Here is a 12,813-nt window from a genome sequence, read left to right on the forward strand (position 1 = left end):
GGATCTCCGAATGTGCGGCGAATTAGTCGATCATCGCGGTCGCTTCGACCTCCACGAGGACATCCGGCTCAAAGAGAGAGTCCACGCCTATAAGCGACGCGGGCGGCATGGGGATTCCGAGTCCGACCTCCTCCGCGACCGCCTCCACCCCGGCCATGAAGTCACCGATCTTCTCCGGACTCCACTGGGTCACGTAGAACGTCAGGCGCACGACATCCGCGAATGAGGCACCCGCACCCGCCAGGCCGACAGCGGTGTTCCTCAACACCTGAGCCACCTGCCCCGCCAAATCACCCGGCGCCACCGGGGTTCCGTCCGCTTGCCGTGCGACCTGCCCGCTGACATGCACCTGAGTCGTGCCCGTACCGACGGACACATGATGGTACGGGGTGGGCCGCAGCATGCCCGCGGGCGTGAAGTGCCTGACTGCCATGACTATTTCCTCCTGCTCATCCAAGGTATCCGTAAGCTACTTAGTGACCAGAAGGCACTTCAACGAGACCAGGTTTCGCCATGGATACCGCCGACGAATTCCGCATCGACACCCCGCACCGCGAACTCCTCGACCAGGTGCTCGACAAGTGGTCCCTCAGCATCCTCGACGAACTCTGCGAACGCCCCTGCCGCTTCAACGAGCTGCGCCGCGCCATCCCCGAAGTCACCCAGAAATCCCTGACGGCGACCCTTCGGCGGCTCGAACGCAACGGCGTGATCCAGCGCGACGTCCTCTCCACCCGTCCCGTCGCGATCAGCTACCGCATCACGCCTCTCGGCAAGACCCTCCGGCAGCCCATCGACGTACTGCTGGAATGGGCCGCGGAACACCTGCCCGCCATCGAAAGCGCCCGCGAAGCCTTCGACACACAGGAAGATCCCACCCACGGGCAGTGACCAGCGGGGCATGAGTCCCAGCCGAACGACGGCGGCCGACCGCTCAGCCGTGCCCGGATGCCCCATTCCACGACCGCGCGCCCCCAACCGGCAGACGTGGCCCCCCTCGGATCAGCCGCAAACCGAGCCCCACCCCACCGGTCCGCACGCGCCACAGCGCCTCGGAGCGATCCCCGGTGGAATCGCGTGAACCCCCACCCGTCACCCCGACGACGCTTCCCCCACCGCCCCCGCACACCCATGACCTGGGACTCCTCCCCCAATCCCCTCGGCCCCGGATTGGCCCACCCCTTATCGGCCCTTTAACCTACGGTCTCGTAACCTACGTATCCGTAGGTAATTCCGTATGCCCTTCTCCGTCCCCAGGAGTTCCCGTGACGCTCACCTCTCCCCACCTCCCTGGCACCGCCGGGTGGACCGACGCGCGCCTGTTGTACGCGCTGGAAGAGGTGGTCGGGAGGGAACTGGACCGGCACCTGAAGATCTCCAAGGACTGGATGCCGCACGACTACGTGCCCTGGTCCGAGGCCCGGAACTTCCCCGCGTTCTTCGAGGACGGCGAGGCCTGGGACCGTTCCCAGTCCAAGGTCAGCGACATCGGCCGCACCGCTCTGGTCGTCAACCTGCTGACCGAGGACAACCTCCCCAGCTACCACCACGAGATCGCCACCCTCTTCGGCCGCGACGGCGCCTGGGGCACCTGGGTGCACCGCTGGACCGCCGAGGAGGGTCGCCACGGCATCGTGATGCGCGACTACCTGCTCGCCTCGCGCGCGGTCGACCCCGACGAGCTCGAGAAGTTCCGCATGGCCCACATGTGCGAAGGCTTCGAGTCCGACAACCGCCACTCGATGCTGCACTCGATCGCGTACGTCGCGTTCCAGGAACTCGCCACCCGCATCTCGCACCGCAACACCGGACACCACTCCGGCGACCCGGTCTGCGACCGCATGCTCGCGCGTATCGCGCTCGACGAGAACCTGCACATGATCTTCTACCGCAACCTGCTCGGCGCGGCCTTCGAGCTCGCTCCCGACCTGACGATGCAGGCCGTGCGCGACGTCGTCGTCCACTTCCGGATGCCCGGACACGGCATGCCGGGCTTCGAGCGCGCGGCGGCCCAGATGGCGATCGGCGAGATCTACAACCTGCGCATCCACCACGACGACGTGCTCCAGCCGGTGCTGCGCTTCCTCAAGGTCCTCGACATCGACGGGCTCGGGCCGGAGGGTCTGCAGGCGCAGGACGAGCTCGGTCTCTACATGGACGGCCTGGACACCGAGGCGTCGAAGTTCGACGAGCGTCTGGCGGCCCGCAAGGCGCGGATGGCGGCCCGAGCGGCACACTGACGCGCTGACCGCGCACGGCCGGGACGAACGGCGGATAAGGCGGGAACGACGGGCAGGAGCGGGCTGCCGCGGGAGATCCGTGGCGTAAGGCTCAAAGGGACGGGCGTACGGAAGGGGCGGCGCGGCCGGCCGGCGGGGCGAAAGCCCCACGGCGGGTCAGCCCCGGACGCGCTTGAGCCGGATCCGCTCCTTCTCCGAGAGCCCGCCCCACACGCCGAACCGCTCGTCGTGCGCGAGCGCGTACTCCAGGCACGCCACCCGCCCCTCGCAGGCCCCGCACAGCTGCTTGGCCTCGCGGGTCGAGGAGCCCGGCGCCGGGAAGAAGAACTCCGGGCCCGCCTGGGCGCACAGCGCGTTCTCCTGCCAGGAGAGGTCGGGGACCAGGGGGAGCAGGTTCTGCGGGGCGGCGGGAGCGAGCGGGGCGATCATCGTGTCGGTCATGAACGCAGCTTCTCCGACCGTCGTAAACGCGCCATCAACGTCCGATCAACGCGGCGCGCCGAGATCCGGTGAACCTGTTCCGGCCACCCCTACGCTTCCCCGGTCGGACGGCCCGTACTCCTCTTCCGGGCGCCCCTTCTTCCCCGCCGTTATCCGGCCATCGGCCACTCGCGCCGTCATTCCTTCCGGGCCCGGCTGGGCTGGACCCGTTTCGGCTCGCCGGGCATCTTCGGGTATTCCGGCGGATAGGGCAGGTCACCGAGGCCGTGCTCCGCCTCGTCGCGGCGGGCCAGTTCGAGGAGCGAGTCGAGACTGAAGCGCTGGTCGTCCATGTCCGCGTGCACGTCGCCGAGTTCGGCGTACCGCTTGGGCATCGTCCGGATGTCGAAGTCGCGCGGCACGGCGTCGTCGATCTCCTCCCAGCGCAGCGGTGCGGAGACGGGGGCGTGCGGGCGGGGCCGTACGGAGTAGGCGGAGGCGATGGTGCGGTCGCGGGCGGTCTGGTTGTAGTCGACGAAGATCCGTTCGCCGCGCTCCTCCTTCCACCACTTGATCGTGACCCGGTCCGGCATCCGCCGCTCAAGCTCCCGGCCGCAGGCGATGGCGGCCCGCCTGACCTGGGTGAACGTCCACTTCGGCAGGATCGGCACGAACACGTGCAGGCCGCGTCCGCCGGAGGTCTTGGGCCAGCCGCGCAGCCCGTGCTCGTCGAGGACCGCGCGCAGTTCGTGGGCGGCGCGGACGGCGTCGGCGTAGTCGGTGCCGGGCTGCGGGTCGAGGTCCAGGCGGAGTTCGTCGGGGTGCTCGGTGTCCTCCCGGCGTACCGGCCAGGGGTGGAAGGTGATCGCGCCGAGGTTGGCCGCCCACAGCACGGCGGCCGGTTCGGTGGGGCACATCTCGTCGGCGGAGCGGCCGCTGGGGAAGGTGATGTGGGCGGTCGGGATCCAGTCCGGCAGGTACTTCGGCGCGCGTTTCTGGAAGAAGGACTCGCCGGTCACCCCGTCGACGTACCGTTCCAGGGTGGTGGGCCGGTCGCGCAGGGCGCGGGTGATGCCGTCGCCGACGGCCAGGTAGTAACCGGCCATGTCGAGCTTGGTGTAGCCGGGCTCCGGGAAGTAGATCTTGTCGGGGTTGGAGATGCGTACGGTCCGGCCGCCGACCTCCAGCTCCACCGCCGCCGCCTTGCCTCCCCCCTTGCTCCCTCCCGTGCCTCCCGCCGCCCGTCCCGCCTTCCCCTCTGTCGTTCCCTCTGCCATGGCGGCCAGCCTAGGCCGGGCACCCCGCACACGCATATCGGGGCAGAAGGCGTGAATCCTCCCTAGAATCGCGGCATGGACCTGCCGGTGATGCCGCCGATCAAGCCGATGCTGGCGAAGGCCGTCAAGAAGATCCCGCCGGGCATGCAGTACGAGGCCAAGTGGGACGGATTCCGCGCGATCGTGCACCGCGACGGCCCGGAGGTCTTCGTCGGCAGCCGGACCGGCAAGCCACTGACCCGCTATTTCCCCGAACTGGTCGAGGCCCTGCTCGGCCGGCTGCCCGAGCGCTGCGTGGTCGACGGGGAGATCGTCATCGAGCACGGCGGACGGCTGGACTTCGACCGGCTCACCGAGCGGATCCATCCGGCGGAGTCCCGGGTGCGGATGCTGGCGGAGACGAACCCGGCCCGGTTCATCGCCTTCGACCTGCTCGCCCTCGGCGACGAGGCCCTCCTCGACACCCCGCTCACCGAGCGGCGGGCCGCTCTGGAAGGCGCGCTGGCCGGGGTCGACGCGCCGGTCCATCTCGCCCCCGCGACCCGGGACCCCGAGCTCGCCGCGCGCTGGTTCGAGCAGTACGAGGGCGCGGGCCTGGACGGGGTCGTCGCCAAGCCGCTCGATCTGCTGTACCGGCCGGACGAACGCCTCATGTACAAGATCAAGCACGAGCGCACCGCCGACGTCGTCGTGGCCGGCTACCGCTTCCACAAGAGCGGTCCGGTGGTCGGCTCGCTGCTCCTCGGCCTGTACGACGACCAGGGCGCCCTCCAGCACGTCGGCGTGTGCGCGGCCTTCACCGCGCGCCGGCGTGCCGAGCTGGTCGAGGAGCTGGAGCCGCTGCGCATGGACCCGCCGGCCGGACACCCGTGGGCGGCCTGGGCGGACGCGTCGGCGCACACCTCGTCCCGGCTGCCGGGGGCGCCGAGCCGCTGGTCGGGGAAGAAGGACCTGTCGTGGGTGGCGCTGCGCCCGGAGCGGGTCTGCGAGGTCGGTTACGACCACATGGAGGGCGACCGGTTCCGGCACACCGCCCAGTTCCGGCGCTGGCGTCCGGACCGTGCCCCGGAGTCCTGCGGGTACGCGCAGTTGGAGGAGCCCGTCTCGTACGACCTCGCCGAGGTCCTCGCGTAAGGCGTCCGGGGAAGCCACGGCGGGCGTGATATCGCACACATCTGACAGGGCGACAACTGCGCTTTTTTGCCCGTACGTTCGGTGGACTGACGAGCGAACCGTCCGGCGCACCCGCGCGTACCTGCGGCAACGCGCGCCGCGGCCGCGAACCCGTCCGAACGCCAGGACGCGGGCGGCGCACGGCTGTTGCGGCGCGGTGACGCCGCCGTCGTCCAACCGGCACCGGGATCCGGTACGTATGGAGGGTGGGAGCAATCCTCCCGCCGACCGACATCCCCCACAGCCCACAAGGACCGACCGTGATCACCTCGCCCTCGCCCCTCGTCCCCGTGCCGATTCCCGACCATGTCGCCGCGCTGATCGGCTCCTGCCTGCCGGTGCACGTGCTCCAGGCCGAGGTCGACGCCGACTGCGCGGCACGCGAGGTGTACCGGTTCCGCGGTCCGCTGTGTCCGGAGGACCGGGCCGACCGGGAGTACGCGCTGGCCGCGCTGGCCAAGGCCAACAAGATCCTCGCCAAGCACCACCCGAAGCTGCCGGTGCGGCCCGGCTGGTAGGGCCCGGCTTCCCGGACCGGACCCCGGCGGTACGGACCGCGCGAGCGCCGCGCCGTCACCTCCCGGCGGTCCGCCGCGCGGGCCGCACCGGTTCGGGTGTGCCCGGCATGCGGGGCACGGCCATCGGTGTGACGCTGCGAGGGTGACCACCACCAGCGAAGCCGCGCCCGCGCCCCCGGCCGTCGAACCCCCGGTGCTCGACAACCGCCGTCGCAACATCGTCTTCGGCACGATCATGCTCGGTGTGCTCCTGGCCGCGCTCGACCAGACGATCGTGGGCACCGCCCTGCCGACGATCGTCTCGGACCTGGGCGGCGCCGCCCACATGTCCTGGGTGGTCACCTCGTACCTGCTCGCCGAGACCGTCGCCACCGTGCTCGTCGGCAAGTTCGGCGACCTGTTCGGCCGCAAGGTGATCTTCCAGATCTCGGCGATCGTCTTCATCACCGGCTCGTTCCTGTGCGGCCTCGCCACCAACATGACGCTGCTGATCGTCTGGCGCGGCCTCCAGGGCATCGGCGCCGGCGGGCTCATGGTCACCTCGATGGCGCTCATCGCCGATGTGATCCCACTGCGCGAACGCGGCAAGTACCAGGGCGCGATCGGAGCCGTGTTCGGGGTCTCCACCGTCATCGGGCCGCTGCTCGGCGGCCTGTTCACCGACCATCTGACCTGGCGCTGGGCGTTCTACGTCAATGTGCCCATCGCGATCCTGGTCGTCGTCGCGGCCGCCCGCACCATCCCCTCCGTACGCTCCGCGAGCCGCCCGGTCATCGACTACCTGGGCATCGCGCTGGTGGCGATCGGCTCCAGCGCCCTGATCCTGGCGACGAGTTGGGGCGGCAACGAGTACCCGTGGGGCTCCGCCGCCGTCATCGGGCTGTTCGCGGGCGGAGTGGTCGCGCTCGGCCTGTTCTGCTGGGCCGAGACCCGGGCGGCCGAACCGATGCTGCCCATGCGGCTGTTCCGCAACCCGGTCTTCACCGTCTGCTCGGTGCTCAGCTTCGTCGTCGGCTTCGCGATGCTCGGCGCGATGACCTTCCTGCCGACGTATCTCCAGTACGTGGACGGCGACTCGGCCACGATCTCCGGCATCCGCACCCTGCCGATGGTCGCCGGTCTGCTCGTGGCGTCCGTCTTCAGCGGCAACGTCGTCAGCAAGACCGGCCATTACCGGATCTTCCCCATCGTCGGCTCCCTCGTGATGGGGCTCGGGCTCTATCTGCTGTCCCTGATGAACCCGTCGACCGGCGCCGGCCTCGCCTCCCTCTACATGGCCGTGCTCGGCATCGGCATCGGCCTGTGCATGCAGGTGCTCATCATCGCCGTGCAGAACACCGTCGAGTACGCGGACCTGGGCACCGCGACCTCCGGCGTCACCTTCTTCCGTACCCTCGGCAGCGCCTTCGGCACCGCCGTGTTCGGCACCATCTACACCAACGCCCTCAAGCCCAACCTCGCCGACGGCATCGCCGGGGCCTCGGCCGTCGGCGCCCGGCTCGGGATCGGCCCGGCGGCCGTGGCGCGGGCCGCGGTCAGCCCGTCCGGGCTGCACGCGCTGCCCGGCCCGGTGGCGGCGCCGATCGTCCGGGCGTACGCGGACACCCTGCACACCGTCTTCCTCTGGACGGTGCCGGTGGCCGCGGTCGGCTTCGTGGTGGCGCTGTTCCTCAAGCAGGTCGCGCTGCGCGACGCGGCCCGGGAGTCCGCGCCCGACATGGGTGAGGGCTTCGGGTCCCCGACCAGCGGCGGCGACTCCGCCAAGCTGCTCGAACTGTCCGTCGGCCGGATCATCCGCCGGACCGATCTCGACACGGCGCGGCGGATCGTCGACACCTCGGACACCCGGCTCGACGCGGCGGGCGCGTGGGCCGTCATGCAGGTGGAGCTGTTCACCCGGATGGTCGGCCACGCCAGCCTCGGCCTGATCTCGGCGGGGCGCCGGGTGCCGCCGGAGGTGCTGCTGCCGGTCTTCGACCGGATGGTGGACGAGGGCTATCTGACCCGGGACGGCAGTCTGCTGTCGCACACCGCGGCGGGGAAGCGGGAGGCCGACGTCATCACCCGGGCGTGGGGCGACTGGCTGTCCCGGAAGGTCGAGACGGAGCAGGGGCGGCCGAGCGGCCCGGAGCTGCGGGCGGCGACGGACGCCATCGCGAAGAAACTGGTCGCGGAGGACCTGGCGCAGGGGCTGCCGCGGGCGGCCCGGCGGGAGCCGGTGGACGCGGTGGCGGGGCGGCGGTGAGCCCCCTACGGCCGAACGCCCGGGGCCCGGGCCCTGATGTCCCGAGGCCCCGAGGGCTCAGTCCAGGAAGTCCCCGTCGACGTACACCCACGCCCCGTCGTGCCGCGCGAACCGGCTCCGCTCGTGCAGCTCCCCCGGCTCGCCGTCGTGGCTGAAGCGCGCCCGGAAGGTCACGGTCCCGTGCTGGTGGAACGCGGTGCCGTCGCCGGTCTCCTCGATCTCCAGGCCGGCCCAGCGCATCCCCGGGTCGAAGTCGACCTCGCCCGGCCGGGTCTCCGGCGCCCAGGTGCGCAGCAGATAGCCCTCGTCGCGGACGACGAAGGCGCTGTAGCGGGAGCGCATGAGGAGGGCGGCGGTCGGTGCGGTGGCGGGCCCGGCGTGGAAGCGCCCGCAGCAGGCGCCGTAGGCGGCGGCCAGTCCGCAGGGACACGGCGACTCGGCGGCGACGGGGGCCGGCGCGGGAGCGGCCGCGCGGGCGGGGCGGGAGGTACGGGCGGGGCGGGCCTTGCGTCGGGACATGCGCTCATTGTCGCGTGCCGGCCGCCGCCCGCCCCACCGGGTGTCGCGGCGGTCAGCGCGCGTCGCGCCACATGCCCCACAGCGTCGGACCGCCGCCGGGCAGGACGAACTCCTCGCGCACGGTGAAGCCGAAGTGCTCGTACACGGGGAGGTTGGCGGCCTTGGACGACTCCAGGTAGACCGGCTGACCGGCCGCGTCGGCCTGGGCGAGGCCGGAGCGGAGCAGCGCGCCGCCCTGTCCGGTGCCCTGGGCGGCGGGGGCGGCGCCGATGAGCGCCAGCGACCAGTGGGGTTCGCCGGGGGTGTGCGCGGCGGCGGTCTCGACGGCCTCCTTGAACAGGCCGGCCCGCTCGCCGAGGATCCCGATCAGCAACTGGATGGTCTCGGCGTCCGGGACGGCCTTCTCCTGCGCCTCGGTGGGCACCCAGAAGGCGGCCGCGTCGGCGGTGCGCTCGACCACGCCGTTGAGCAGGTACTGGCGGGTGAAGAGGGTGGAGAAGTAATCCGCGAGCGTGGTCGCGCGCGTGGCGTCCTCAGGGAAGAACCAGCGCATCATCGGGTCGTCGTCGAAGGCCGGGGCGAGGGCGCGGCTGATGTCCGCGGCGTCGTGGAGTTCGGCCTTCTTGGGTGCGTTTGTCATCGCCATGCGGGCCATTCTGCCCTTGGATGATCTTGAACGATCGGCGGGGGTCCTGCTGCCCGCCTAGGTCCTTCGGTCAGGCCGTGCCGAACCAGGACTCCGCGAGCGCGGGCAGTTCCGGCTCGCCCGTGACGCCGAGTTCCCGCAGGTACCAGGGAAGATTGCTGTAGACGTGCAGCAGCGTGTAGGCGAGCAGGACGGACGGGTCGAACGTCTCGCCGTACGCGCGGAACAGCCGGCCCAGCAGGGCCGGGTCGCCCCGGGTGACGAACAGTCCGACGCCGACGAAGTCGTACGCCCGGTCCCCGATCATGGCCGGTTCGAAGTCGTAGAAGCCGGTGAGCCGCCAGGTGCCGGGGTCGGCGAAGAAGTGCTGTCGCATCACCTCGGTGTGCAGCAGGCTCGGGCGCGGCGCCCTGGGCAGCGGCACGGAGGTCAGGAAGTCCTCGATCCGGTCCAGCCAGACGGGCGGCAGTCCGCGGTCGCGCTGGCGCCGGACGGCGCCCGCCCGCTGCCGGTCGACGAAGGCGCCCCAGTCGCCGGGGCCGATGACGTCCGCGAGCGAGCCGTGGTCCAGGGCGTGCAGGACCGCGAGGGACTCGCCGATCCCGGTGACCATCCGCTCCTGTTCGCCGCGCGGCGCCCGGTCCCAGACGTGGGCGAGGTTCTCGCCGGGCAGCCGCGACATCAACACGTACCGCCAGCCGTTCTCGTACGCTCCGGCGTCGCGCACACGCGGGGTCTCCACCGGCAGCCGGCCCTGGACATGGGAGAGGACCCGGGCCTCGGCGATCCCGTCCTGGGCGGCGGACCCGGGAAAGAGCTTGAGCACCAGCTCGTCGCCCACCGCGTAGACCGGCTGGGACCCTTCCGCGAAGCGGGTGAGCGGCACGTCGCCCAGGCCGAGGCGGGCGCACAGGTCCCGCGCTCCGGGGCGCATCACGGACTCGTCGGAGACGACCGTACGCCAGTCATCGTCGGTCTCGACAGGAGGCAGCATGATCGTCAGACTAGGTCACCCGACAGGGCCGGACCAGCGCGTTTCCGTGCCGCGGAGAGGCGTTACGGCCGGTGGCGCAGCGGGTGCCGTTCCGGGACCTCCACGACCACGATCGGGACGCCGTCGGGGTCCTCCAGCCACATCTCGATCAGGCCCCAGGGTTCGGTGACCGGTTCGCGGACCACCCGGACGTCCTTGCCGCGCAGTTCCTCGTGCGTGGCCCGGACGTCGGCGACCTGGAGCCAGAGGCGCGGCCCGGGCGTGGCGGGCGGTGCGGGCGCGCGGCCGGAGAGTTCGAGGAAGCCGCCGCCGAGGAAGTAGACGGTGCCGCGGTCCGGTCCCGTGCCGAACTCGCGGTAGACGGCGAGGCCGAGGGTCTCCCCGTAGAAGCGGCGGGACCGCTCGGGATCGGCCGGACGAAGCAGAATCCTGCTACAGAGGACGTGCATCCCAGTAGCGTACGAGCATGAGACTGACGATTCTCGGAGGCGGCGGATTCCGGGTGCCGCTCGTGTACAGCGCCCTGCTCGGCGATCATGCCGAGGGGAGGGTCACCCATGTCACCCTGTTCGACCTGGATCAGGGGCGTCTCTCGGCGATCGCCCGGGTGCTGGCCGAGCAGTCCGAAGGGGTGCCGGACGCGCCGGTGGTGAGCGTGACCACCGATCTCGACGAGGCGGTGCGGGGCGCGGACTTCGTGTTCTCGGCGATCCGCGTGGGCGGCCTCGCGGGGCGCGCGGCCGACGAGCGGATCGCGCTCGCCGAGGGGGTGCTGGGCCAGGAGACGGTGGGCGCCGGCGGCCTCGCGTACGGGCTGCGGACGCTGCCGGTGGTGACGCACATCGCCCGCCGGATCGCCGCGCTCGCGCCGGACGCCTGGGTCATCAACTTCACCAACCCCGCGGGCATGGTCACCGAGGCCATGGGCCGGGTCCTCGGCGACCGGGTGATCGGCATCTGCGACTCGCCGGTGGGGCTCGGCCGCCGGGTGGCGCGGGTGCTCGGCGCGAATCCGCGGGAGGTGTGGATCGACTACGTGGGGCTCAACCACCTCGGCTGGCTGCGGGGGTTGAAGGTCGGCGGGCGGGATCTGCTGCCCCGGCTCTTCGAGGACGACACGCTGCTCGGCTCGTTCGAGGAGGGCAAGCTGTTCGGTACGGAGTGGCTGCGCTCGCTGGGCGCGATCCCCAACGAGTACCTGCACTACTACTACTTCAACCGTGAGGCGGTGCGCGCGTACCGCGAGGCCGAGCGCACCCGCGGCGCGTATCTCCTGGACCAACAGGCCGGTTTCTACGAGGAGATGGAGAAGCCGGACACGCCCCCGCTGACCACCTGGCGGCGGACCCTCGCCGACCGCGAGGCGACGTACATGGCGCACAACCGGGAGGCGGCCGGGGTCGGCGAGCGGGCCGAGGAGGATCTGGAGTCGGGCGGCTACGAGCAGGTGGCGCTGTCCCTCATGCGGGCGATCGCGCGCAACGAGCGGGCCACCCTCATCCTCAACGTCCGCAACCGGCAGGTCCTTTCGGTGCTCGACGCGGACGCGGTCATCGAGGTGCCGTGTTTCGTCGACGCGGCCGGCGCCCATCCGGTGTCGGTGGATCCGCTGCCGTATCACGCGGTGGGTCTGGTGACGTCGGTGAAGGCGGTGGAGCGGGAGGTGCTGGCCGCGGCGGAGTCGGGCTCGCGGGCCACGGCGGTGAAGGCGTTCGCGCTGCATCCGCTGGTCGACTCGGTGGCGGTGGCCCGCCGGCTGGTGGAGGACTACACGGCCGAGCACGCGGGGCTGTCCTACCTTCGCTGACGGCCTGAAAACGGAAAGCCGGGCGGCCCGCCGTCCCAGGAGGACGGCGGGCCGCCCGGTCGTACGAAAGCGGGACGGGGAACCGAAGTCCCCCTGGCCGCGAGGCGGTTCGTCAGCGCACGCGGCCGACGCCGGCCCAGCCCGGGATCGGGTCGTCGCCCTGGACCGGGACGGGCTCGCCCAGCTCCGGGTGCCACTCGGCGACGAGCGAGACGCCCGGCTCGACCAGGTCGAGGCCGTCGAAGAAGGCGGCCAGCTCGCTCTGCGAGCGGGGGCGCAGGGTCAGGCCGCGCTCCTTGTACATGGCGGTGGCCTTCGCCGCGCCCTCCGGGTCGAAGTCCCCGGTGACGTGCGAGAGAACGAGGTAGCTGCCCGGCGAGAGCTGGGCGACCAGTTTGTCGACGAGGTCGGCGGCGCCGTCCTCGTCGCCGATGAAGTGGAGCAGGGCCAGCATCGACAGCGCGATGGGCTTGTCGAAGTCAAGGACCTTTCCGGCCTCCTCCAGGATGTGCTCGGGGTCCCGGGCGTCGACCTGGATGTACTCGGTGGCGCCCTCGGGGGTCGAGCGCAGCAGGGCGGCCGCGTGGGCGAGCACGATGGGGTCGTTGTCGCAGTAGACGACCCGGGACTCCGGCGCGGCCTGCTGCGCGATCTGGTGCAGGTTGGGCTCGGTCGGGATGCCGGTGCCGATGTCCAGGTACTGGCGTACGCCGTTGGCGCTGAGCCAGCGGGTGGCGCGGTGCATGAAGGCACGGTTGGTGCGGGCCATGTCCCGGCCGCGCGCGTCGAGGGTGAGGAGCTGGCGGGCCATCTCCTCGTCGACGGGGTAGTTGTCCTTTCCTCCCAGGAACCAGTCGTACATCCGGGCGGGGTGCGGCTTGCTGGTGTCGATCCGGATGGATGCGTGGTCCTGGCTCATCGGTTCTCCTCGGCGGGACGAAAGGTGACGCGTGGTGCAAGAGTTACGCGATGTG

General features: G+C 71.3%; 14 protein-coding genes. 6 read left to right on the plus strand and 8 right to left on the minus strand.

Going from position 1 to position 12,813, the window contains the following annotated elements; genetic code table 11:
* Positions 1 to 22 precede the first annotated feature (22 nt).
* The gene (locus ABZ693_RS11330) at positions 23 to 433 is read right to left on the minus strand and encodes a RidA family protein (protein WP_359875598.1); all 411 of its coding nucleotides are present in this window, start codon (positions 431 to 433) and stop codon (positions 23 to 25) included.
* A gap of 80 nt (positions 434 to 513) precedes the next feature.
* Here ABZ693_RS11330 and ABZ693_RS11335 point away from each other — a divergent pair, with 80 nt between their 5' ends.
* Both ABZ693_RS11335 and ABZ693_RS11340 read left to right on the plus strand, forming a co-directional pair.
* Positions 514 to 891, plus strand: a complete 378-nt coding sequence (locus ABZ693_RS11335; protein WP_359875599.1) for a winged helix-turn-helix transcriptional regulator — start codon at positions 514 to 516, stop codon at positions 889 to 891.
* Between the two features lie 374 nt (positions 892 to 1,265).
* Positions 1,266 to 2,240 carry an acyl-ACP desaturase gene (locus tag ABZ693_RS11340; protein WP_359875600.1) on the plus strand — a complete coding sequence of 325 codons (975 nt, stop codon included), beginning with the start codon at positions 1,266 to 1,268 and terminating at the stop codon, positions 2,238 to 2,240.
* 156 nt (positions 2,241 to 2,396) lie between these two features.
* Here ABZ693_RS11340 and ABZ693_RS11345 read toward each other — a convergent pair whose 3' ends face one another.
* Entirely contained in the window at positions 2,397 to 2,669 is a 273-nt protein-coding gene (locus ABZ693_RS11345; RefSeq protein WP_359875685.1) for a WhiB family transcriptional regulator, read from the minus strand.
* 188 nt (positions 2,670 to 2,857) lie between these two features.
* Positions 2,858 to 3,853 (minus strand): non-homologous end-joining DNA ligase, encoded by a 996-nt coding sequence (gene ligD / locus ABZ693_RS11350; RefSeq protein WP_359875686.1) that lies wholly within the window; start codon positions 3,851 to 3,853, stop codon positions 2,858 to 2,860.
* A gap of 159 nt (positions 3,854 to 4,012) precedes the next feature.
* On the opposite strand from ligD, the gene ABZ693_RS11355 reads away from it, so the two are divergent.
* The 3 genes from ABZ693_RS11355 (at position 4,013) to ABZ693_RS11365 (ending at position 7,873) form a co-directional block, all read left to right on the plus strand.
* Complete coding sequence (locus ABZ693_RS11355) at positions 4,013 to 5,071, plus strand: ATP-dependent DNA ligase (protein ID WP_359875601.1); 1,059 nt, start codon at positions 4,013 to 4,015, stop codon at positions 5,069 to 5,071.
* Between the two features lie 302 nt (positions 5,072 to 5,373).
* On the plus strand, positions 5,374 to 5,628 hold the full coding sequence (locus tag ABZ693_RS11360) for a hypothetical protein (RefSeq protein ID WP_359875687.1): 255 nt from the start codon (positions 5,374 to 5,376) through the stop codon (positions 5,626 to 5,628).
* Positions 5,629 to 5,770: 142 nt separating this feature from the next.
* Positions 5,771 to 7,873 carry an MDR family MFS transporter gene (locus tag ABZ693_RS11365; RefSeq protein ID WP_359875603.1) on the plus strand — a complete coding sequence of 701 codons (2,103 nt, stop codon included), beginning with the start codon at positions 5,771 to 5,773 and terminating at the stop codon, positions 7,871 to 7,873.
* 57 nt (positions 7,874 to 7,930) lie between these two features.
* Here the strand turns inward: ABZ693_RS11365 and ABZ693_RS11370 are convergent, their stop codons facing one another.
* The 4 genes from ABZ693_RS11370 to ABZ693_RS11385 form a co-directional block, all read right to left on the minus strand.
* A complete protein-coding gene (locus ABZ693_RS11370) occupies positions 7,931 to 8,392 on the minus strand; it encodes a YchJ family protein (RefSeq protein WP_359875605.1) in 462 nt (153 codons plus the stop codon).
* A gap of 52 nt (positions 8,393 to 8,444) precedes the next feature.
* Entirely contained in the window at positions 8,445 to 9,038 is a 594-nt protein-coding gene (locus ABZ693_RS11375; RefSeq protein WP_359875606.1) for a GNAT family N-acetyltransferase, read from the minus strand.
* Positions 9,039 to 9,108: 70 nt separating this feature from the next.
* Positions 9,109 to 10,032 carry an aminoglycoside phosphotransferase family protein gene (locus tag ABZ693_RS11380; protein ID WP_359875608.1) on the minus strand — a complete coding sequence of 308 codons (924 nt, stop codon included), beginning with the start codon at positions 10,030 to 10,032 and terminating at the stop codon, positions 9,109 to 9,111.
* A 62-nt stretch (positions 10,033 to 10,094) separates the two neighbouring features.
* A complete protein-coding gene (locus ABZ693_RS11385) occupies positions 10,095 to 10,481 on the minus strand; it encodes a VOC family protein (protein WP_359875609.1) in 387 nt (128 codons plus the stop codon).
* 17 nt (positions 10,482 to 10,498) lie between these two features.
* Here ABZ693_RS11385 and ABZ693_RS11390 point away from each other — a divergent pair, with 17 nt between their 5' ends.
* Positions 10,499 to 11,839 carry a 6-phospho-beta-glucosidase gene (locus tag ABZ693_RS11390; RefSeq protein ID WP_359875611.1) on the plus strand — a complete coding sequence of 447 codons (1,341 nt, stop codon included), beginning with the start codon at positions 10,499 to 10,501 and terminating at the stop codon, positions 11,837 to 11,839.
* A 112-nt stretch (positions 11,840 to 11,951) separates the two neighbouring features.
* Here the strand turns inward: ABZ693_RS11390 and ABZ693_RS11395 are convergent, their stop codons facing one another.
* Positions 11,952 to 12,758: an SAM-dependent methyltransferase gene (locus ABZ693_RS11395; protein ID WP_359875612.1), complete on the minus strand. Its 807-nt coding sequence runs from the start codon at positions 12,756 to 12,758 to the stop codon at positions 11,952 to 11,954.
* Between the last annotated feature and the right edge of the window lie 55 nt (positions 12,759 to 12,813).

The sequence above is a fragment of the Streptomyces laurentii genome, from assembly GCF_040635425.1.
In the GTDB taxonomy this organism is placed as follows: domain Bacteria; phylum Actinomycetota; class Actinomycetes; order Streptomycetales; family Streptomycetaceae; genus Streptomyces; species Streptomyces laurentii.